Source organism: Sulfitobacter sp. JL08 (genome assembly GCF_003352045.1).
Lineage (GTDB): Bacteria > Pseudomonadota > Alphaproteobacteria > Rhodobacterales > Rhodobacteraceae > JL08.
On the sequence record NZ_CP025815.1, the window covers coordinates 3,845,162 to 3,865,924 of the forward strand.

Sequence of the window (20,763 nt, forward strand, 5' to 3'; positions counted from 1 at the left end):
GTCATCGTTTTCCCTGCCGGAACGGAACCGAAAGGCTGAATTAAACGAAAGTCGCGTGTCCTGCCCCAATGGGTTTTATTGGCCCAGATATGCCCGATGCGCGCACCTGACCGCAAGTAAAGAAATCGTTCACAGGTGAATATTCACGGCTGTTTCAACGGCGGATACGCGGTGCCTTGCCTGCTTTCGCTGCATGTGAACCCGTGTTAGCTTTGCTGCGATTGAATTACGACATGAAGGGGCGTTTGCATTTCCTGCACAACGGCACTTGAAGGGAAAATCAATGACAAAAGCATTCGCATCGCAAGGTGACTTGGAGGAAAAAATCGTCAGCTTCAGCGAAGTCGGCGACGGTATCTGGGCCTATACGGCACAAGGCGATCCCAATTCGGGTGTCATCATCGGCGACAACTCTGTGATGATTGTCGAAGCGCAGGCAACACCGCGTCTGGCCAAAAAGGTGATCGAGAATGTGCGCACCGTCACTGACAAACCGATCTCGCATGTGGTTCTGACGCATTACCACGCCGTGCGCGTTCTTGGCGCATCGGCCTATGGCGCCGATCAGATCATCATGAGCGATGCAGCCCGCGCCATGGTGGTGGAACGCGGGCAAGAAGATTGGGACAGTGAATTCCAGCGCTTCCCCCGTCTGTTCGAAGGCCATGAAAGTATCCCGGGCCTGACCTATCCGACCACCACGTTTTCGGATGCGATGACAGTCTATCTGGGCAACCGGCGTGTCGATCTTATGCATCTGGGGCGCGCCCATACCGCTGGCGATATTGTTGTTCACGTGCCTGACCAGAACGTCATGTTCACGGGCGATATCGTTGAATACCATTCGGCCTGTTACTGTGGCGATGGCTACTTTGGTGAATGGAATCATACGCTTGATAACATCCGGTCTTTCGATGTTGATGCTATTGCGCCCGGTCGTGGTGATGCATTGATCGGAAAAGAAATGGTCAACGCCGCAATCGAAAACACGCGCGATTTCGTAAACAGCACCTATGCCCCCGCCGCGCGCGTCGCAGCCCGTGGTGGATCGTTGAAAGAGGCGTGGGATGCGGTACGTGCGGCCTGTGATCCGAAATTTTCCGATTATGCGATCTATGAACACTGCCTGCCCTTCAACGTGGCCCGCGCCTATGACGAAGCCCGCGGCGTAGAGACGCCAAAGATCTGGACCGCAGAGCGCGATCTGGAGATGTGGGCCGCATTGCAGGAATGATCAAATGAAGGATGCATTTGTTTTGATGGCGCAAAACAACGCATGGGCCAACACAACGCTCTATGCCGCGGTTGCAGGGCTGTCAGACAGTGCGTTTTCCGGTCCGCGTCCGGGTTTCTTTCCGTCGCTTAAGCGAACGCTGAACCACATTTACGAGGTTGATCTTTATTATATTGATGCCCTGCAGGAAACCGGACATGGCCGTTCGGTTTATGACCGGACCGATGTCGGGTCGTGTGCGGCCCTTGCAAAGTTACAAACCGCACTGGATCAAGAGCTGATCCGCTTCTGCGAAACACTACGGCCCCAAGATCTGGATAGTCTGCGCCTGACCCGGCGTGAAACAGGCGATGTTTATGAACGGGTCGGGCCTTTGCTGCTGCACCTGTTTCAACATCAGATCCATCATCGCGGTCAGGCCCACACGATGGTTCACCACGCCGGTATCGCACCACCACAACTGGATGATTTCTACCTTGAATACGGGCGCGCACCGACTGCTGCGCGCTATTTTGCGGAACCGTTGGAAACAACCAAACGCCCGCAATCAGGCAAACGCGGCCCACAATGACCAGAATTTTTGAAAAACCTCTGTATCCCTACCGCCGTTCCACAGATCAGGATCGCGAAACACCGGCGCGCAAGCAGGTGATTGTTGTCGGCGCGGGGCCTGTGGGATTGGCGGCGGCGATTGATCTCGCGCAGCAGGACATTCCGGTTCTTATACTCGATGACAACGAAAAGGTGTCTTTCGGCAGTCGCGCCATCTGTTTTTCGAAACGGACGCTGGACATCGCTGACAGGTTGGGATGCGGTCAGGAATTGACCGAAAAAGGCGTTCAGTGGAACGTTGGCAAGGTATTTTTCGGCGACCGGCAGGTCTATCACTTCAACCTGCAACCCGAAGCAGGACACAAACGCCCCGCCTTTATCAATCTACAGCAATACCATCTGGAACACCACCTGATCAAACGGGTCAGGGCGCTGGAAAACGCCGGTGCGCCAATCGAATTGCGTGGGCGCAACAAGGTTACGCAGGCGAGCCAGCACGACGATCACGTCTCGCTGAACATAGAAACGCCCGATGGCCCTTACGCCTTGGAATGCGACTGGCTGATCGCGTGTGATGGTGCCGGTTCCCCGATGCGTCAGATGCTGGGGCTGGATTTCGTCGGGCGCGTGTTCGAGGATAACTTTCTGATCGCCGATGTGGTGATGGACGCCGATTTTCCGAAAGAGCGCTGGTTCTGGTTTGATCCTCCGTTCAACCGTGGCCAATCAGCATTGCTGCACAAACAGCCCGACGGGGTCTGGCGCATTGATCTGCAACTGGGCTGGGACATCAACAAAGACGAAGAACAAAAGCCACAAAATGTTGTTGCCCGCCTGAAGGCGATGTTGGGCGCGCATATCGATTTCGAACTGGAATGGGTGTCGATCTACAAGTTTCAGTGCCGCCGCATGGAACGTTTCCGCCATAACCGCGTCATATTCGCGGGTGACGCCGCACATCAGGTATCGCCTTTCGGCGCGCGCGGGGCCAATTCGGGCCTGCAAGACACCGACAACTTGTGCTGGAAGCTCAAACTGGTGATCGACGGAACCGCACCCGAAACCCTGCTCGACTCTTACGATGCCGAACGTGTTTTCGGAGCCGACGAAAACATCCTTAACTCGTCGCGTTCGACAGATTTCATAACACCGAAATCACAGATCAGCAGGATATTGCGGGATGCCGTGCTGGACCTTTCCGAACATCACGGCTTTGCACGCCCGATGGTCAATTCCGGCCGCTTGTCGGTGCCCTGCAATTACGAATCCTCGCCCCTCACAGGCCCCGATGATCTTGCTGGCGGTCCCGCATTGACACGCCCGGGCGCGCCATGTTGCGACGTGCCCATGGCACAGGGTTTTCTTCTGGAAAATCTGGGCCCCGGCTTTAGCCTTCTGACAATGAATGCAACCGCGCCGGATGCAATCAGTGAAGCAGGTGTAAGTGCGCGGCGCGTCAAGATGGATTGCGATCCCGTCATCCGGGAAAGATTTCTGGGAAGTGCCGACTCTGCGGTATATCTGGTGCGCCCCGATCACTATATCGCGGCCCGGTGGGGCACGTTTGATGAAACCAAAATATGCGCTGCCATGCGCCGCGCCATCGGAAAAGAGGGTTGAAATGGTACAGTTGAACCTTGAACCCAACATTACAGATGTGGATGGGTTTTATGCCGAATTGCTGGCCGCCCATGACGGCCTGACAAAAGACCAAAGCGATGCGTTTCACGCCCGGCTGGTGCTGATCCTGTGCAATCATATCGGCGACCGCGAAGTTCTGCGCGCTGCCCTGAAGACCGCCACGATGCCGGATGAGGCATAAACGGGGTCAACCACCAATCCACTCATGTGCCCTTGGCCTGATCGCCGCCAACTGGCAAAAGGCGCCAACCGTCCTGAACCGAACATGACAATCAAGGCAAACAGAATGCAGCGCACAGCACTTGTTACCGGGTCTGCCGGATTTATCGGATACTTCACGGCGCGCGCGCTGCTGGACGCGGGGTGGCGCGTTGTCGGGCTGGACGCGATGACCGATTATTACGACGTGACGCTGAAACAGCGCCGTCAGGCAATGCTTATGCAAAGCGCCGGTTTTACCGCCGTGAACGCACGGCTTGAACAGGATGGGCTGCTGCTGGATCTATTCGAAAAGCACCGTTTCGATGCGATCATTCATCTGGCGGCGCAGGCCGGTGTGCGGTTTTCCATCGATCAGCCGCGCAGCTATGTTCAATCCAACCTTGTCGGCACGCTTGAACTGCTCGAGGCGGCACGCGCCTATCCCCCGGCGCACACTCTGCTGGCGTCCACATCTTCGGTCTATGGCGCGAATACGGATATGCCTTACCGCGAAACCGATCAGACCAACCGGCAGATGTCGTTCTATGCAGCGACGAAAAAGGCCACGGAAAGCATGGCCCATTCCTATGCCCATCTTTACGATCTTCCGATGACGATGTTCCGTTTTTTTACCGTTTACGGAGCATGGGGAAGGCCCGACATGGCCCATTTCAAATTCACCAAGGCCATTCTGGAAGGGAACCCGATCGACATTTACAACCACGGCAAAATGCAGCGGGATTTCACCTATATCGACGATCTTGTTGCCGGCATCTGTGCGCTAATCGATGCCGCGCCACGACGTCCAGCAACAGAACAGGACATAGCCGATGGTGACAGCCTTTCTGCGGTCGCGCCGTACCGGATTGTAAACATCGGAAACGGACAGCCGGTTGAACTGATGACATTCATTAAAGCCATCGAAACCGCAGTTGGCCGGACAGCAGAAAAACGATTTCTGCCCATGCAACCCGGCGATGTGCCGGCCACATGGGCCGATGCAAGCCTGCTGGAAACTTTGACAGGGTCACGCCCCGCAACACCGATAAACGTTGGCATTCAGGCCTTTGTCGACTGGTATCGCGATTATTATCAAGTATAGCCGCGCGCGTTCATATCGCGGTTTGTTCCGGAATCCGATCCTCTGACAGGGCTGACGTGACAATCCGGCGGGCTGACGCGTTGTCAACATGCGCAACGGCAGTTGCCAGATCACGCAATATCCGGGCCATTTCCAGTTCCGAAATACCCTTGGGTGACGCGCGAAAAATCTTGCGGTGCGGCGTTGGTTCTAGCGTGGCAGAGACCAGCAATTCTTCAAACAGTTTCTCACCACGGCGCAAACCTGTAATCTGCAAGTCGATTTCACCGTCTGGCGCACATTCATCGCGGATCCTGACGCCAGAGTGTCGCGCAATACGGCGGGCCAGATCGACAATCCGCACCGGTTTTCCCATGTCCAGCATGAACAAATCACCGCCCCTGGCAAAGGCGCTTGCACTTAGAACCAGATGCGCGGCTTCGGGAATTGTCATGAAATAGCGCGAAACATCCTTGTGCGTGATGGTGACAGGGCCACCGGCCGCGATCTGTTCCTGAAACAGGGGCACAACCGAGCCGGACGAGCCGACCACATTGCCGAACCGCACCATAGAAAAAATCGTTCCGGGTGCGCGTGTCTGGATATCCTGAACAACCAGTTCAGCCAGTCGTTTGGTTGCCCCCATGATGTTCTTGGGGCGCACCGCCTTGTCCGTTGAAACCAGCACAAACCGCTTGACCCCAGACTGGCGCGCAACATCGGCCATAACCTGTGTACCGATCACGTTGTTCAGAACGTCCGCAATTTCGTTTCCTTCGATAAGGGCAACATGTTTATAGGCCGCCGCGTGCAGAACGATGCTTACCTCATTCTGGCTCAGGGTTGAAAAAACCCTGGCCGCATCGGTGACCGATGCCAGAACGGGGCGCAGCACAACACCGTTTGCCCGTGCCGCTTCACGCAGTTTGCGATCGATCTGATAAAGCGCAAGCTCTGAATGATCCAACAGTACCAGCAAACGCGGGCAAGCTTCGATAACCTGTCGGGCCAGTTCAGAACCAACCGATCCACCTGCACCGGTAATCAGGACAGACTGGCCGTGATAAACCGCCGCGATCTGCGGCGCGGTCAGGTCTACGTGCGCGCGCCCGAGCAAGACATCACGTTCGTCGTGAATGATGCGATCCTGTAGCGGTCTGTGAACCGTCTTTGCCCTGCCGGCGTAATGGCTTGTCCATGGTCCGATCAATCCGGTTGATCGTGACAGGGCAGACAGAAAGAAATGAAGTGGGCGGAACCAACGCAGGGCAGCATGTGACAATTCGATCATTTTCAGTTCCAGAAATCTCCGTTCTTGCGCAGCGCAACACCGGGCAAGTGTCGCACCCAAGGCAACGTGGTCACATCAGCACGGCTTTGTTTTCAGTTTGGTTAACGAAACCAGTCCACAAAGAACGAAACTTCCGATTTTCCAAGCATCGGGAAAAGCAATCTGGACAAAAGAAGGGTTTCCAGACCAGTCTTTGACAAACGGGGGCCTTATGAACTTTCAGCGCTATGCCATCTATTACACGCCACCCCAGGGCGATCTGGCCGATTTCGGGTCAAGCTGGCTGGGGTGGGATATACGAACCGGCAAACCTGTGACGCGGCCGCATATCCCCGGGTTGTCCGAACCAATCCAAGACCTGACAGAAACACCGCGCCGATACGGGTTTCATGCCACGTTGAAACCGCCGTTCCGACTGGCCGAGAACCGGACCGAGCAAGAACTGCAAACGGCGCTGGCGGCACTTGCCAAAACGCTTTCGCCCATCGCGCTTGACGGGCTGAAACTGGTCGCCTTGGGCCAGTTTCTTGCGCTTGTGCCCAAAAGCGATACGAAACCGCTTGCCCAGTTGGCCGCGAAATGTGTGCAGGATCTGGATTGTTTTCGCGCGCCTTTGACGGCGCAGGAAATCGCGCGGCGCGAAGCATCCACCCTGTCCGACAGGCAGAAAGAACATCTGGCGCAGTGGGGCTATCCGCATGTGATGGAAGATTTCAAATTTCACATCACCCTGACAGGCAAACTGGGTAAAACAACGCGTTCCCAAACCAGCGCAGCGTTGCAAAACGCCTTGCTGCCGGTGCTGGAACAGGTTTTGAACATTGATCGCATCATTCTGGCCGGTGAAAGCGAAACGGGATACTTTCACCAGATTTCAAGCGCGCGCCTGACTGGATGACCGCACACGTGGCGTTGCACCGCTGGACCTTTGACCAAAGCGCAAGCTATATCACAACAAATCCCCGTTCCCGCAAAAAAGGTGCGCTGCCCCATGTCCTTTGAACGTTCTGTTAAAATCGCCCCGTCGATCCTGTCAGCCGATTTCGCCAATTTTGGTGCCGAATGCGAAGCCATTGAAACGCAGGGATGCGACTGGGTGCATGTTGATGTGATGGATGGCCATTTCGTGCCCAACATCACTTTCGGCCCGTCAACCTGCGCCGCAATCCGCCCCCACATCAAAGGCGTCATGGACGTGCATTTGATGATTGCACCTGTTGATCCCTATATCGAAGCATTCGCCAAGGCAGGTGCCGACGTGATCACCGCACATGTCGAGGCCGGGCCCCATGTGCACCGGACAATGCAGGCCATCCGCGCCAATGGTGCCAAGGCGGGGATTGCATTGAACCCCGGCACACCGGCCAGCGCGATAGAATATCTGCTGGATTTGGTGGATCTGGTCTGCGTGATGACAGTGAACCCCGGCTTTGGCGGGCAAAAATTCATTCATTCGCAGATCGAGAAAGTGCGCCAGTTGAAATCGATGATCGGCGACCGGCCCGTTCATATCGAAATCGACGGCGGTGTTGATCCGACAACAGCGCCGCTGGTGACGCAGGCAGGGGCAGACGTTCTGGTTGCCGGATCTGCAGTGTTCAAGGGCGGATCGGTCAGTAATCCGGACGTATACGGCCAGAATATCCGTGCCATCCGCGAAGCGGCAGTGGGTGTCTATGCCTGATCAAAGACCGGTTCAGACCCATGGATAACTGGGCCGCAGCCTATGTCGATGGCGAACACGTCACGGTTTGGGAACTGCAGGCCGAACAGGTTTTGGCGTGTAAAGACGTGCCTGTGACCGCCTTCACCGACTATGCTGCAAAAATTCAGGGGCCGATCATCGCATGTGGTTTGCCCGGCCCTTCCCGCATCGTGCCCTGCACCCCGTTTGAAACAGTTGGCGCAACTTCGATCTCGTCCAATATCGCCGCCGTTCCCGCGCTGGCGCAACACAATCCGCCCGCAATCAGCAGCGGGTTGGAAACTGTGATCACCGGCTATTTGTCCGTGAACCCCGTTTTCGAAGGCGTCATTTGCGTACATGGCGCAGCAACCTTGTGGGCGCAGATTTCGGCGGGCGAAGTCGTCAGCTTTCAAACGTTCCTGACCCCTGAATTGATCACTGCTCTGGCCGGGGCGCAGCACCCGACCGACGGTTTTTGCGATGCCGTGTCAGACACGTTGTCCCATCCCGATCGTCTGGCCCGCCAGTTGAGCAGCGCCAGAACCATGAACGCGCCGGACAGGGTAACCGGCCATCTGGTCGGTGCGGAACTGGCCGCGGCAAAACCCTATTGGCTGGGCCAGCAGATCGTCATGATCGGGAACCTGACAGATCTATACACCAAGGCGTTGCAAATGCAGGGTGCCGAAGTGGCTGTTGCGCCCTGGGAAGACATGATCCTGAACGGGTTGAAGGTGGCTTATGCGGTGGTGGCCGCAGTCCCGGACCGCCCCGCCAACTGATCCGCACCAAGCGCGATAAAGCGTTCCAGATGATGATCGGTGTCGCCAAACCGATGATCGATCATCACGATACGTTTGGCGATATGCGCCAGTTCGTATTCCTGCGTCATTGCGATACCGCCGTGCATCTGAATTGACTCTTCGGCGACAAGTTTGCCCACGCGACCGATCAGATGTTTCGCGGCACTGACATGCCGCTCACGCGTGACACGATCCGCTTCCAGATGGCCCGCGGCAAGAATCACGGCCGAACGCGCCTGTTTCAGTTCGATAAACACATCCGCCATTCGGTGCGCCAGTACCTGAAACGAACCAATCGGACGGCCAAATTGCGTACGGGTGCCCAGATAATCCAACGTCAGCCGCGCGGCTGTTTCCATCGCCCCCAGCGCCTCGGCGATCAAGGCAACATTGGCCATAGCCACGCATTTTTCGATTGCGTCAAACCCGTTACCCTCACTGCCCAGCAACGCGTCTTGCGGTAGCACAAGACCGTCCATAACGATTTCTGCTGCGCGCCCTCCGCTGATCAGCGGATAGCCGTTCAGTTCAAGCCCGTCTGCATCTGACGGAACAAGGAAAAGCAAAATGCCGTTTTGATCATCAACATCACCGGATGTCCGGGCAGACACCACCAGATGATCGGCCGCCTCGGCATTCACCACAACCGATTTGCGCCCGTTCAGAACATAGTGATCTCCTCGGTTCTGCGCGGTTGTTGCAACAATGTTCAGATCATATCGGCTGGTTGGCTCACCATGTGCAAATGCCAGATGCACAGATCCGGCCATCACATCCTCCAGAATTCCGGCGTGATCGTCGGTGCCCAGTTCCGCAATCAGACCGGCACCCAGAATGGCCGTATCCAGAAACGGTTCGACCACACCGGCGCGGCCCAGTTCTTCGAACACGGTTGTAATGTCAAACCCCGTTCCGCCAAAGCCGCCCTTGTCTTCGCCAAGCAATGCGCCGATCACGCCCAGATCTGCCATTTGGGACCAGATCGTCGCAGACAGGCCCGCGGTGCTGTCCAGTATCTGGTTTCGCACCTGCGTTGTGTATTTATCCGCCAGAAACCGCCGCAGGCTGTCCTGTAGCATCCGGCGCTCTTCGGTCAGTTCGAAATTCATCCTGTCTGCCCCCGCATCGCGGTCTTGGCGATAATCTCGCGCTGGATTTCATTCGAACCGCCGTAAATCGAAATCTTGCGGTTGTTGAAATATTGCCTTGCAACCGGCCGTGCGTAATCCGGCCCGATGCCTGCGTTATCGCCTTCAATCGCTTCGGACACGAACGGCATCGCATAAGGCCCGACCGCACGGCGTGTCAGATCATTGATCTCCTGACGGATGATCGTGCCTTTGACCTTCAGCATCGAGCTTTCAACACCCGGCGCCTGCCCTGACGCCGCCTTGCTGATCATGCGCAGATTGGTGATTTCCATCGCCATCAATTCGATTTCAACCCGTGCGATCCGCGCAGCAAATAGGGGGTTTTCGATCAATGGCCGACCGCCCGCAACCTCGGCGCGGGCAATGCGCTTCAAGGCGTCCAGGCCCGCCGCGGAAAACCCTGTACCGGCGATGTTCGTGCGTTCATGGGTCAAAAGATACTTGGCGTAGGTCCACCCCTGGTTTTCCTCGCCTACAAGATTCTCGACAGGCACACGCACGTCTGTAAACCAGACCTCGTTCACTTCGGCGCTGCCATCCAGAAGGATGATAGGGCGCACTTTTATACCCGGCGTTTCCATGTCGATCAGCAGAAACGATATGCCTTCCTGCTGCTTGACCCCCGGATCGGTCCGCACAAGGCAAAAAATCATGTTTGCGTACTGGCCCAGTGTCGTCCACGTCTTCTGGCCATTCACCACATAGTGGTCGCCGTCATGCACGGCGCTGGTTTTCAACGATGCAAGATCAGACCCGGCACCGGGTTCGGAATACCCCTGACACCACCAGTCCGCGCCATTCAGGATACGGGGAAGCCAATGATCCTGTTGCTCCTTCGATCCGAATTTTTGCAACACCGGGCCCAGCATCGTCAGACCGAACGGCACCACCCGCGGCGCATAGGCACGCGCGCATTCTTCCTCAAAAATATGGCGTTGAACGGCGTTCCATTCGGCACCCCCGAACGTCTTTGGCCAGTTTATGGCAAGCCATCCGCGCGCATGCAGGATCGCGTGCCAACGGTCATGGTCCTGTTTGCTCAGGGTTGCGCCGGCGCGCACCTTGTCACTCAGGTCTGATGGCAATTCAGCCTTCAGAAAGGCACGCACTTCCTCCCGAAAGGCCAGTTCTTTATCAGAATAACTCAGGTCCATGACAAATGCCCCTAGTAGATTTCAAACAAGCCCGCGGCCCCCATGCCGCCACCGATACACATGGTCACCACTCCCAGCTTTGCCCCGCGTCGGTGTCCTTCGCGCAGCAGATGGCCCGCCATACGCGCACCTGTCATTCCAAACGGGTGCCCGATTGCGATGGACCCGCCGTTCACGTTGCATTTTTCGTCATCAATTCCCAGCTTGTCGCGGCAGTACAACGCCTGCGACGCAAACGCTTCGTTCAACTCCCACAGGTCGATATCGTCAACCTTCAGCCCGTGCCGTTCAAGCAGACGGGGCACGGCAAACACCGGCCCGATGCCCATTTCGTCGGGTTCGCATCCGGCAACGGCAAAGCCCCTGAACGCGCCCATCGGGGTCAGCCCCTGCCGTTCGGCCTGTTGCGCATCCATCATCACCAACGCGGCGGCCCCGTCGCTTAACTGGCTGGCATTGCCTGCAGTAACATAGCCGCCTTCGCGCACAGGTTGCAGCGCCTGCAACCCTTCCAGAACCGTACCCGGGCGATTGCATTCGTCGCGATCTACCGTGACCTTGTGTTGTGACACTTCTCCGGTTTCCTTGTCCTTCACAGCCATGACCGTCTGCATCGGAACAATTTCATCTTCGAACAGGCCCGCCTTTTGCGCCGCCGCAATCCGCTGCTGGCTGCGCAATCCATATTCATCCTGCGCGTCCCGCGTGATGCCGTATCGCTTTGCCACGATATCCGCTGTTTCGATCATCGCCATGTAAATTGCCGGTTTATGTTCCAGAATCCACGCCTCTGGCGTTGGCGTGGTGTTCGGCTGCACCATCGAAATGCTTTCAACACCGCCCGCAATCATCGGGCCGGCACCCGCTTGGATTGCCTGGGCTGCCAGTGCAATCGTTTGCAGACCACTGGAACAATAGCGGTTCACCGTCATGCCCGACACGGTGACTGGCAGACCGGCGCGGATCGCAATCTGGCGGGCAATATTCTGGCCCGTCGCCCCTTCGGGAAAACCACAGCCAATGATGCAATCCTCGATGGTGTTCGGATCAAGCCCGGCGCGTTCGACCGCTGCGGAAACCGCATGCCCCCCCATGGTTGCGCCATGCGTTATGTTGAACGATCCGCGGAACGATTTTGCCAGGCCCGTACGAGCCGTCGAAACGATAACAGCTTGTTTCATCAGGATTATCCTTTGTTCAGATCATCAAAACTGCGCCCGTCACGGACCAGTTCCTGTAACAGCGGCGCGGGCTGCCAGAAATACGCATCTTCCTGTGCGAAGGTTTCAATATCCTTCAACACTTCGGGCAATCCGGTCAGGTCTGCCCATTTCAGCGGCCCACCGCGATAACGCGGAAACCCATAACCAAACAGCAGCGTCATATCCACGTCCAGCGGGCGGCGCGCAATGCCTTCGCCCACCACTTTGGCAGCCTCGTTGACCATCGCTGCCATATAGCGGCGCACGATCTCTTCATCCGAAAACGCCCGTGGTGTGATCTTTTTTGATGCACGTTCTGCGGCGATCAACTCCATCACTTCGGGGTTTGGCGTGCCCCCGCGTTTGCCCGCCTCGTAGATATAATAGCCTTTGCCGGTTTTCTGCCCGAAATGGCCCGCCTCGCACAGGCGGTCGGGATAATCCGGCACCCGTTCACGCGGATCGCGGGTGGGGGCCAACCGCTTGCGGCTGGCCCAGCCGATATCCAGCCCCGCCAGATCGGCCACCGCGAACGGCCCCATGGCAAAACCGAAATCCGTCAGCGCCTTGTCGATCTGATAGGGGCTGGCCCCATCCAGAATCATATGGTCGGCACAGGTGCGATAGGCGCTCAGAATACGGTTGCCGATAAAGCCGTCGCACACGCCCGCGCGCACGGCGACCTTGCGCATTGCCTTGCCCAGCGCAAATGCGGTGGCCACCACGTCCGGCGCGGTTTTGTCGGCCACCACCACTTCAAGCAGCTTCATGACATGGGCCGGCGAAAAAAAGTGCAGCCCGATCACATCCTGCGGCCGCGACGTGCTTGCCGCGATTTCATTCACATCCAGATAGGATGTATTGGTCGCCAACACGGCCCCCTGTTTGCACACTGCGTCAAGCTTGGCGAATACGTCTTTCTTGACGGCCATGTCTTCGAAAACCGCTTCGATCACCAGATCAGCATTGCTTAGCGCATTGTAATCCGTGGCCAGTGTGAGGGCCTTTTGCGTCAGGGCATCATATTGTTCCTGACTAAGTTTGCCACGTTTCAGCGCGCCGCCCAGATTGCCTTCTATACGGTCGCGGGCCGCTTTGGCTGCCGCGTCAGACATTTCGATCAAGGTCACTGCGAATCCCGACAACAAGGCCGCGGTAACGATTCCCGCGCCCATGGTGCCACCGCCGATCACGCCGATCGCCTTGACGTCACGTGGCGCAATGCCTTGCAACTCTGGCAGTTTGCTGACTGCACGTTCTGAAAAAAACGCATGGATCAATCCGTGACGCTGATCCGTTGCCATCAATTCGGAAAACAATTCCCGCTCGCGCTTCAGACCTTCGAAAAAAGGCAACTCGCTTGCGGCCTGCACCGCGCGTACTGCCGTTGCTGGCGAAAGTTGTCCCCGCCCCTTGGCAAGCACGTCCGCATAAACCACATCGAAATCGACAGGATCCGGCCCCGGCATATCGCAAACCGGACGGCGCGGCGCCCCCTGATCCAGCAATGCCTGCGCATAACCCACGCCGATGCTTTGCGGATCACCTTTTTCCAGACGGTCCAGAATGCCCATCTGCAACGCCTCGTCCGCGCCGACATGCCGGCCTGTTGTGATCATGCCCAAAGCCGCCTTGGCCCCGGTCAGACGCGGCAACCGCTGGGTGCCGCCTGCACCGGGCAGAATACCCAGATGCACCTCGGGCAACCCCACTTTCGCGGACGGAACGGCAATGCGGTAATGCGCCGACAGCGCCACCTCAAGACCACCGCCCAAAGCGGTGCCATGCAAGCAAGCAACGACTATCAGCGGCGATGCTTCGATCCGGTTGCACAGATCAGGCAGCCAGGGGTCTTGCGGCGGCTTTCCAAACTCGCTGATATCGGCACCTGCGGGGAACGAACGGCCATCGCCAACAATCACAACTGCCTTGGCCTCTCCCTCGGCCCGTGTCATCGCCTTGTCCAGACCAAGCCGCACCGCGTGACCCAATGCGTTCACCGGCGGGTTTTGCACCCGCAGCACTGCAATATCTCCGTGCAGTTCGTAAGCAATCACTTCAGACATCAGGTCGTCCCCGCAAAACTGGAATTCCGTTGGCGCAAGGCTGTTCTTTTATTGTCCAGGGATCAAGGGTGTGCTGCGTAACGCTGCGTCGTAAAAACTGTTACTTGCGATAGACAAAGCATCGGCCCGGCACGGCCCCCGGTGGCAAAGGCAGTTCTTCGAGATCGTTGAAATACATGCGATCACTTGAAACCATGAGGCCGCCAACGGCCAGCAAAGGTTCGATCAGCGGTGACAATGTGCGTGCAAACGCATCATTGAGGGCCGGAATATGCCCCCCCAGATCCGCATGGATCAGGCTGGCTTTCGCGCCAAACCGCCGCAGGGCCGCAGGCAGTGTTTCGATCACGTCACCCAGAATCATATGGTCGGGGTCTGGCGTAGACTCGGGATGAGATTCAACCGCGCGATCAAAAACATAGATGTCCCTGCCCTTCACGATTTCATGCAAGTGGTGGTAGGTGCGTCCGTTTCCCAACCCCAGTTCAAAAACGGGGCCGGGCAGGTTTCCGGTCTGCTCGACAGCAAAGTTCAGGCACGCACGTTGCGACACCATACGGTCAATGAACAGGTCAAGGCGGGTCATGTATCATTCCTTATCTTCCGTCGTCCTGATCCGGCGGAGGCGCCCACCGGATCCGAACGCTAGATGCCTGATCCAATTCGGAATGTGTAGGGTCTTGTGTCTGTTTCGGGCGGGTCGCCCTGCACAAAATTCGCCAAATCGGATTTGACTAACAGGCTGCCAATGGGTGATGGTATGATTGCGCTGCGGGTCCATTGTCCTGAAGCTTTTGTGTGAGTGGCCTTTTTGGACAATAGACAGTTGGAACCGGATTGAATGAAGCCCCTGTTGCAAGTTGACAACCTGAGCATCGGGTTCGGCAAGGCGCCGCCGGTCATCAGCGATGTAAGTTTTGCTGTCCTTCCCGGACAGACACTTGCCCTGGTCGGTGAAAGCGGCTCTGGCAAGACACTGTCGTGCCGCACGATCCTGCGGATTCTGCCCAGTACCGCACGGATATTGGGGGGCAGCATCACTTTTAGTCGCGCTGACAAATCTGTCGAATTGCTGTCGCTCCGTGAACGGCAAATGCGCGATATCCGCGGCAACTACATTTCGATGATCTTTCAGGAACCGATGCGATCACTGTCGCCGTTGCACCGGATCGGCAATCAGGTGTCCGAGGTTCTGAAACTGCATGACGGCCTGTCAGAGCGTGCGGCGCGCAAGACTGTCTTGCAAACGTTCGATCGGGTCGGATTTCCCGATCCCGAACGGGTGTACAGCGCCTACCCCTTCGAATTGTCAGGCGGCATGCGTCAACGGGCTATGATCGCGATGGCGATGGTTGCCAAACCGGATCTTCTGATCGCCGACGAACCAACCACCGCGCTGGACGTAACCACGCAGGCGCAGGTCTTGGGCCTGATCAAGGATCTGCAGCGCGAGACAGGCATGGCCGTCATTCTGGTCACGCATGATCTGGGTGTTGTTGCCAACATGGCTGAACAGGTTGTTGTTCTGAACAACGGGCGGGTGATGGAATCCGGTGCTGCCAATCTGGTACTGTCCGCACCGGCGCATCCTTACACACAAAAACTGTTCAACGCCGCGCCGCTGATACCAGCCGTTGCCAAGGGCGCGCCCCCGCTGGAAAAGCAGGATCTGATCCTGTCGATGTCCGACGTATCGAAAACCTATTACGTGCGCGGCGCATCGGCCTGGAAACCCAAGATCGAGGTGAACGCCTGCCGGGGCATCAATCTGAACGTACCGCGCGGCAAGACACTGGCGGTGGTGGGGGAAAGCGGATCGGGCAAAACCACCTGCGCGCGCATCGCTTTGGGCGCGGAACGCCCGGACGCGGGCGGTTCGGTCATGTTCACAGCGGAACAGGGCACCACGCCGCTGGCGGTTCACGCACTGGACAAAACGCAGCGCTTTGCTTTTCAAAAACAGGCGCAAATGGTGTTTCAGGATCCCTATTCCTCGCTTAATCCGCGTATGCGGGTCGTGGATGCATTGACCGAGCCGCTTGAAATTCACGGCATTGGAAACCGCACCGAACAACGGGAACGCGCGGCAGCGTCACTGACGCAGGTCGGGTTGAACCCCGATATGCTGTACCGTTATCCGCACGCCTTTTCCGGCGGCCAGCGGCAGCGCCTTTCGATTGCACGCGCCCTGACGCTTGATCCGGTTTTTCTGGTCTGTGACGAACCGACATCAGCACTGGATGTGTCCGTTCAGGACCAGATACTGACCCTTCTGGAAGATATCCGCGACCGGATGAACCTGTCTTATCTTTTCATCAGCCACGATCTGGCCGTCGTTGCACGTATCGCCGACGAAGTGGCCGTGATGCGACAGGGACTGGTGGTAGAACAGGCGCCACCGGCCACGTTGTTCTATGATCCACGCCACCCCTACACCAAGGCGCTGATCGCGGCCCAGCCTGAACCCGATATTTCACGACCCATCGACCTGAACATCGTGGCGCAGGGCGCGGGCAGCCCGATGGCGTGGCCCGAAGCGTTCCGCATGACCGAAACAGAACTGCCCGCCCTGACCGAATTGTCACCCGGCCACAAGGTACGGTGCCATGTATAGACTGCTGATCTTATCCATCCTCCTGATCTGGGGCAGCGCGGCAGCCGCGCAAACCCCTGTGCTGAAGGAAAGCACATTCTGGCAAAGCGAAGTTGAACGCGGCGATATGCCCCCGATTGCAGCACGTTTGCCCGCAGAACCGCTGATTGTGGATCTACCCGCAAAAGGCCGCAGTTTTGGCGTGCAGGGCGGCACGATGCGCACCTTGGTATCCCGTTCGAAAGACGTGCGGCAAATGGTGGTTTATGGCTACGCCCGTCTGGTCGGCTACGATGAAAACTACGAACTGAAGCCGGATATCCTGTCCAGCTATGAAATAGATGACAACCGGCGCTTCGTGTTCAATCTGCGCCCTGGCCACCGCTGGTCCAACGGTGCGCCGTTCACCTCGGCCGATTTCGAATACTGGTGGAAACATATCGCCAATAACAAGGAACTTAGCCCGACAGGCCCGCCCGAATTCATGAGCGTCGAGGGCGAATATCCCGAAGTCAGCTTTCCCGACCGCTACACCGTCATTTTTGAATGGTCCAAGCCGAACGGACGGTTTCTTCAGTTGCTGGCCGAAGCGCGCCCGCCGTTTATCTACCGGCCCGCCAATTACCTGAAACAGTTTCACAAGGATTTTGTAGATCCGGAAACCCTTGCCGAAATCGTCGAAGAAAAGCGGGTGAACAGTTGGGCGGCACTGCACAACAAACTGGATAACATGTACAAGTTCGACAATCCGGACGAACCGACATTGCAACCGTGGATGAGTGCATCGAACAATTCGACATCTCGGTATCTGTTTGTGCGCAACCCCTATTACCACCGGATCGATTCAAAGGGCGTTCAGCTGCCCTATATCGACATTGTCGAAATGACAGTGACAGGCTCGGGTCTCATCGCGGCCAAGGCCAATGCGGGCGAAGCAGACCTGCAGGCACGTGGCCTGGATTTTCGCGATGTTCCGATTCTGAAAAAGGGCGAACTGGACGGCGGAAACTATGTCGTTCATCTTTGGTCCAATGCCGTCGCATCGCAAATCGCGATTTATCCCAACCTGAATTTCGCAGATCCGATCTGGCGCGATATCTTGCGCGATGTCCGGTTCCGGCGGGCGCTGTCTCTGGGCATAGACAGACGCATGATCAATCGCGGGCTGTATTTTGGTCTGGGTGTCGAAGGCGGCATGACGGTTCTAAAGCAAAGCCCGTTTTTTGAAGATGAAAACCGGACAGCCTGGGCAACCTATGACGTTGAAAAGGCAAACGCCCTGCTGAATGAAATGGGCCTGACAGAGCGAACCGGCGATGGGTTTCGCAAACTGCCGGATGGTCGTCCGCTGCGTTTTATCATCGAAACAGCCGGCGAACGGCAAGAAGTCGAAAACGTTCTTCAGATCGTGACAGACACCTGGCGCGACATTGGCGTGCAACTTGTGATGCGCCCGCTGGATCGCGATATCCTGCGCAACAGGGTCTATGCAGGCGTCACCATGGGGGCGGTCTGGTTCGGGTGGGACAACGGTATTCCCACGGCCATGACCCCACCGACCTACCTTGCACCCACAACGCAGGATTTCTTTGCCTGGCCGATGTGGGGGCAATATTATCAAACGACAGGACAAGCCGGTGAACCGCCAGATTTGGAACCCGCACAGCGACTGCTGGATCTGGCACATGCGTGGGAACGCACGACTGACAAAACGGAACGCAGTCGTATCTGGCAGGAAATGCTTGAGATTCATGCCGACCAATTGTTCGGGATTGGAATCATCTCTGAAACACCCCAACCCGTCGTCGTGTCCAAACGTCTGCGCAACGTCCCCGAAACCGCCCTTTGGACATGGGAACCGGGCGCGCATTTTGGCGTGCACCGGATCGATGAATTTTATTTTGATCCGGAGCCCGTGACACAATGATGGTCTTGCGCTACGCGATCTACCGCTTCTTCACGATGCTGCTGACGCTGCTTGTGGTGTCGGTGCTGATCTTTGTGATCATCAACCTGCCGCCCGGCGACTACCTGAGCAACCAGATCAACGAACTGCGCGCGACGGGGCAAAGCTCTGGCGTGGCCAAGGCCGAATTCTTGCGCGAAGAATACGCCCTGGATCGACCCATCTGGGAACAATACCTGATCTGGGTCGGGTTCGCGCCCGGACCAAACGGGTTTTCCGGCCTGATACAAGGCGATTTTGGCTGGTCTTTCGAATTCGACAGGCCAGTGTCGGAAATTGTCGGGGATGCGTTGTGGCTGACGGTTCTGGTGAACCTTTCTGCGGTGTTGTTTGTCTATATCGTGGCGCTTCCTCTGGGTGTTCTGGCGGCGGCAAAGTCGGAAAGCTGGGTTGATTACACGGCGGGTTTCGTCGGGTATCTGGGCCTTGCCACCCCCAACTTTCTGCTGGCGCTTATTCTATTCTATTATGGCCATAAATATTTCGACCTGCCCATCGGCGGCCTGATGTCCCCCGAATTCGAAGGTGAACCGATGAGTTGGGAAAAGGTCAAATCGGTGCTGGTTCACCTGATTGTACCGACCTTCGTGATCGGCACCTCTGGTGCTGCAGGCATGATGCAACGGCTGCGCGCCAATATGCTGGACGAACTGGGCAAACCCTATGTGGAAACCGCTACAGCCAAAGGCATGGCGCCGGCGCGGATGCTGACCAAATACCCGTTGCGTGTGGCCTTTAACCCGTTTGTCGCCGATATCGGAAACCTGCTGCCCGCCATGGTTTCGGGGTCGGTTCTGGTGTCTGTGGTGCTGGGCTTGCAAACCATCGGCCCCGATCTTCTGGCCGCCCTGAAAAGTCAGGATCAGTTTCTGGCAGGGTTTGTGCTGATGTTCGTGGCATTGCTCACGTTGATTGGCACGATGATTTCCGATGTTCTGCTGATGCTGCTTGATCCGCGCATCCGGTACGGGGGGCGCGAATTATGACCATTCTGCCCGATGGCCGGTATGTTGACGATGCACCTTACGATCCAAGCGAAGACCTGCACAAACTTGAACGCACGGATATGGATGCGCCCAACTGGGTGCTGGTCTGGCGCCGCTTTCGCCGTCACAAGCTTGGCCTGATTTCCGGTCTGTTCCTGTTGTTTTCCTATCTGATGCTGCCGATTGCCGGTTTCATCGCGCCCTATACACCGAACGAACGCCACACCGATCATCTTTATGCCCCGCCGCAGGGGATCCACCTGTTCAATCAGGGAAAATTCATCGGACCACATGTCATTCCACTGGTTGCACGGGCCGATCTGACAGAATTCCGCTGGTATTATGATCCGCAGCTCGACACCCCCATGCCGCTTGAATTCTTTTGCGAGGGTGGCACCTATAAACTCGCCGGGCTGATCAAGACCAACAAACACCTGTTCTGCGCCCCCGAAGGTGCGACAGTGTTTCTGTTGGGGTCTGACAGGCTTGGTCGCGATGTGTTTTCCCGCATCCTTTACGGCGCGCAACTGTCTCTTACCGTCGGTCTGATCGGGATCAGCGTATCGTTCCTGCTGGGCATCGGCTTTGGCAGCATCGCGGGATATTTCGGCGGCAAGACGGACTGGCTGATCCAGCGCACGATCGAGATTTTGCGCTCTCTGCCGGAACTGCCTTTGTGGCTGGCCCTATCGGCGGCGGTGCCGTCGCACTGGGGGCCAGTTGCCGTCTTTTTCATAATTTCGATCATATTGGGCCTGTTGGACTGGCCCGGACTGGCCCGGTCCGTCCGATCAAAATTTCTAAGCTTGCGCGAAGAGGAATATGTACGCGCTGCGGAAATGATGGGGGCCAAACCAAAGCGGATTATCCAGCGCCATCTGCTTCCCAATTTCCTCAGCCATCTTATCGCAAGCGCAACCCTGTCAATTCCGGCGATGATCCTCGGGGAAACCGCGCTCAGTTTTCTGGGCCTCGGGTTGCGCGCGCCAGCGGTCAGTTGGGGCGTCATGCTGAACGATGCCCAGAACCTTGCGTCGATCGAAATCTATCCGTGGACCGCCATTCCGATGCTGCCGATCATCATCGTTGTGCTGGCCTTCAACTTTCTGGGTGACGGCCTGCGCGATTCACTGGACCCATATAAAAGCTGACAGC

18 protein-coding genes are annotated in these 20,763 nt (G+C 57.0%); 12 read left to right on the top strand and 6 right to left on the bottom strand.

From position 1 onward, the window contains the following. Positions 1-283 precede the first annotated feature (283 nt). From C1J05_RS18905 to C1J05_RS18925, 5 genes are all read left to right on the top strand, one after another. Entirely contained in the window at positions 284-1,234 is a 951-nt protein-coding gene (locus C1J05_RS18905) for an MBL fold metallo-hydrolase (RefSeq protein ID WP_114871615.1), read from the top strand. 4 nt (positions 1,235-1,238) lie between these two features. Continuing rightward, the gene (locus C1J05_RS18910) at positions 1,239-1,805 is read left to right on the top strand and encodes a DinB family protein (RefSeq protein WP_114871616.1); all 567 of its coding nucleotides are present in this window, start codon (positions 1,239-1,241) and stop codon (positions 1,803-1,805) included. Then, a complete protein-coding gene (locus C1J05_RS18915; RefSeq protein ID WP_114871617.1) occupies positions 1,802-3,406 on the top strand; it encodes an FAD-dependent oxidoreductase in 1,605 nt (534 codons plus the stop codon). The genes C1J05_RS18910 and C1J05_RS18915 overlap by 4 nt, the downstream gene beginning before the upstream one ends. Before the next feature lies 1 nt (position 3,407). Continuing rightward, positions 3,408-3,608 carry a DUF2783 domain-containing protein gene (locus C1J05_RS18920; protein ID WP_114871618.1) on the top strand — a complete coding sequence of 67 codons (201 nt, stop codon included), beginning with the start codon at positions 3,408-3,410 and terminating at the stop codon, positions 3,606-3,608. Positions 3,609-3,713: 105 nt separating this feature from the next. Then, positions 3,714-4,730, top strand: coding sequence for an SDR family NAD(P)-dependent oxidoreductase (locus C1J05_RS18925; protein WP_114872449.1), 1,017 nt, complete (start codon positions 3,714-3,716; stop codon positions 4,728-4,730). A gap of 10 nt (positions 4,731-4,740) precedes the next feature. Here the strand turns inward: C1J05_RS18925 and C1J05_RS18930 are convergent, their stop codons facing one another. Continuing rightward, positions 4,741-6,000: a UDP-N-acetylglucosamine 4,6-dehydratase family protein gene (locus C1J05_RS18930; protein ID WP_114871619.1), complete on the bottom strand. Its 1,260-nt coding sequence runs from the start codon at positions 5,998-6,000 to the stop codon at positions 4,741-4,743. A 211-nt stretch (positions 6,001-6,211) separates the two neighbouring features. On the opposite strand from C1J05_RS18930, the gene C1J05_RS18935 reads away from it, so the two are divergent. The 3 genes from C1J05_RS18935 (at position 6,212) to C1J05_RS18945 (ending at position 8,469) form a co-directional block, all read left to right on the top strand. Continuing rightward, on the top strand, positions 6,212-6,898 hold the full coding sequence (locus tag C1J05_RS18935) for a DUF1045 domain-containing protein (protein WP_114871620.1): 687 nt from the start codon (positions 6,212-6,214) through the stop codon (positions 6,896-6,898). A gap of 93 nt (positions 6,899-6,991) precedes the next feature. Continuing rightward, the gene (rpe, locus tag C1J05_RS18940) at positions 6,992-7,684 is read left to right on the top strand and encodes a ribulose-phosphate 3-epimerase (protein ID WP_114871621.1); all 693 of its coding nucleotides are present in this window, start codon (positions 6,992-6,994) and stop codon (positions 7,682-7,684) included. 20 nt (positions 7,685-7,704) lie between these two features. Next, positions 7,705-8,469 carry a 2-dehydro-3-deoxygalactonokinase gene (locus tag C1J05_RS18945; RefSeq protein ID WP_114871622.1) on the top strand — a complete coding sequence of 255 codons (765 nt, stop codon included), beginning with the start codon at positions 7,705-7,707 and terminating at the stop codon, positions 8,467-8,469. Here the strand turns inward: C1J05_RS18945 and C1J05_RS18950 are convergent. From C1J05_RS18950 to C1J05_RS18970, 5 genes are all read right to left on the bottom strand, one after another. Beyond that, positions 8,427-9,599: an acyl-CoA dehydrogenase family protein gene (locus C1J05_RS18950; RefSeq protein WP_114871623.1), complete on the bottom strand. Its 1,173-nt coding sequence runs from the start codon at positions 9,597-9,599 to the stop codon at positions 8,427-8,429. The two genes, C1J05_RS18945 and C1J05_RS18950, sit on opposite strands and share 43 nt — an antisense overlap. Continuing rightward, positions 9,596-10,795 (bottom strand): acyl-CoA dehydrogenase family protein, encoded by a 1,200-nt coding sequence (locus C1J05_RS18955; protein WP_114871624.1) that lies wholly within the window; start codon positions 10,793-10,795, stop codon positions 9,596-9,598. The genes C1J05_RS18950 and C1J05_RS18955 overlap by 4 nt, the downstream gene beginning before the upstream one ends. A gap of 11 nt (positions 10,796-10,806) precedes the next feature. Further along, on the bottom strand, positions 10,807-11,976 hold the full coding sequence (locus C1J05_RS18960) for an acetyl-CoA C-acyltransferase (RefSeq protein ID WP_114871625.1): 1,170 nt from the start codon (positions 11,974-11,976) through the stop codon (positions 10,807-10,809). 5 nt (positions 11,977-11,981) lie between these two features. Further along, positions 11,982-14,063, bottom strand: a complete 2,082-nt coding sequence (locus C1J05_RS18965) for a 3-hydroxyacyl-CoA dehydrogenase NAD-binding domain-containing protein (RefSeq protein ID WP_114871626.1) — start codon at positions 14,061-14,063, stop codon at positions 11,982-11,984. A 100-nt stretch (positions 14,064-14,163) separates the two neighbouring features. After that, complete coding sequence (locus C1J05_RS18970) at positions 14,164-14,649, bottom strand: class I SAM-dependent methyltransferase (RefSeq protein WP_114871627.1); 486 nt, start codon at positions 14,647-14,649, stop codon at positions 14,164-14,166. 255 nt (positions 14,650-14,904) lie between these two features. On the opposite strand from C1J05_RS18970, the gene C1J05_RS18975 reads away from it, so the two are divergent. From C1J05_RS18975 to C1J05_RS18990, 4 genes are read left to right on the top strand one after another with little or no spacing between them, the layout of a single operon-like run. Next, positions 14,905-16,677: an ABC transporter ATP-binding protein gene (locus C1J05_RS18975; RefSeq protein ID WP_114871628.1), complete on the top strand. Its 1,773-nt coding sequence runs from the start codon at positions 14,905-14,907 to the stop codon at positions 16,675-16,677. Then, the gene (locus C1J05_RS18980) at positions 16,670-18,583 is read left to right on the top strand and encodes an ABC transporter substrate-binding protein (protein ID WP_114871629.1); all 1,914 of its coding nucleotides are present in this window, start codon (positions 16,670-16,672) and stop codon (positions 18,581-18,583) included. Before C1J05_RS18975 ends, C1J05_RS18980 begins: the two co-directional genes overlap by 8 nt. Next, entirely contained in the window at positions 18,580-19,608 is a 1,029-nt protein-coding gene (locus tag C1J05_RS18985; protein WP_114871630.1) for an ABC transporter permease, read from the top strand. The genes C1J05_RS18980 and C1J05_RS18985 overlap by 4 nt, the downstream gene beginning before the upstream one ends. Then, on the top strand, positions 19,605-20,759 hold the full coding sequence (locus C1J05_RS18990) for an ABC transporter permease (protein ID WP_114871631.1): 1,155 nt from the start codon (positions 19,605-19,607) through the stop codon (positions 20,757-20,759). The genes C1J05_RS18985 and C1J05_RS18990 overlap by 4 nt, the downstream gene beginning before the upstream one ends. The last annotated feature ends 4 nt before the right edge of the window (positions 20,760-20,763 follow it).

What these genes read in the sequence shown, in the direction of transcription:
- C1J05_RS18905 (WP_114871615.1), top strand. Translation starts at nt 284, where the DNA reads ATGACAAAAGCATTCGCATCGCAAGGTGACTTGGAGGAAAAAATCGTC.
- C1J05_RS18910 (WP_114871616.1), top strand. Translation starts at nt 1,239, where the DNA reads ATGAAGGATGCATTTGTTTTGATGGCGCAAAACAACGCATGGGCCAAC.
- C1J05_RS18915 (WP_114871617.1), top strand. Translation starts at nt 1,802, where the DNA reads ATGACCAGAATTTTTGAAAAACCTCTGTATCCCTACCGCCGTTCCACA.
- C1J05_RS18920 (WP_114871618.1), top strand. Translation starts at nt 3,408, where the DNA reads ATGGTACAGTTGAACCTTGAACCCAACATTACAGATGTGGATGGGTTT.
- C1J05_RS18925 (WP_114872449.1), top strand. Translation starts at nt 3,714, where the DNA reads ATGCAGCGCACAGCACTTGTTACCGGGTCTGCCGGATTTATCGGATAC.
- C1J05_RS18930 (WP_114871619.1), bottom strand. Translation starts at nt 6,000, where the DNA reads ATGATCGAATTGTCACATGCTGCCCTGCGTTGGTTCCGCCCACTTCAT.
- C1J05_RS18935 (WP_114871620.1), top strand. Translation starts at nt 6,212, where the DNA reads ATGAACTTTCAGCGCTATGCCATCTATTACACGCCACCCCAGGGCGAT.
- rpe (WP_114871621.1), top strand. Translation starts at nt 6,992, where the DNA reads ATGTCCTTTGAACGTTCTGTTAAAATCGCCCCGTCGATCCTGTCAGCC.
- C1J05_RS18945 (WP_114871622.1), top strand. Translation starts at nt 7,705, where the DNA reads ATGGATAACTGGGCCGCAGCCTATGTCGATGGCGAACACGTCACGGTT.
- C1J05_RS18950 (WP_114871623.1), bottom strand. Translation starts at nt 9,599, where the DNA reads ATGAATTTCGAACTGACCGAAGAGCGCCGGATGCTACAGGACAGCCTG.
- C1J05_RS18955 (WP_114871624.1), bottom strand. Translation starts at nt 10,795, where the DNA reads ATGGACCTGAGTTATTCTGATAAAGAACTGGCCTTTCGGGAGGAAGTG.
- C1J05_RS18960 (WP_114871625.1), bottom strand. Translation starts at nt 11,976, where the DNA reads ATGAAACAAGCTGTTATCGTTTCGACGGCTCGTACGGGCCTGGCAAAA.
- C1J05_RS18965 (WP_114871626.1), bottom strand. Translation starts at nt 14,063, where the DNA reads ATGTCTGAAGTGATTGCTTACGAACTGCACGGAGATATTGCAGTGCTG.
- C1J05_RS18970 (WP_114871627.1), bottom strand. Translation starts at nt 14,649, where the DNA reads ATGACCCGCCTTGACCTGTTCATTGACCGTATGGTGTCGCAACGTGCG.
- C1J05_RS18975 (WP_114871628.1), top strand. Translation starts at nt 14,905, where the DNA reads ATGAAGCCCCTGTTGCAAGTTGACAACCTGAGCATCGGGTTCGGCAAG.
- C1J05_RS18980 (WP_114871629.1), top strand. Translation starts at nt 16,670, where the DNA reads ATGTATAGACTGCTGATCTTATCCATCCTCCTGATCTGGGGCAGCGCG.
- C1J05_RS18985 (WP_114871630.1), top strand. Translation starts at nt 18,580, where the DNA reads ATGATGGTCTTGCGCTACGCGATCTACCGCTTCTTCACGATGCTGCTG.
- C1J05_RS18990 (WP_114871631.1), top strand. Translation starts at nt 19,605, where the DNA reads ATGACCATTCTGCCCGATGGCCGGTATGTTGACGATGCACCTTACGAT.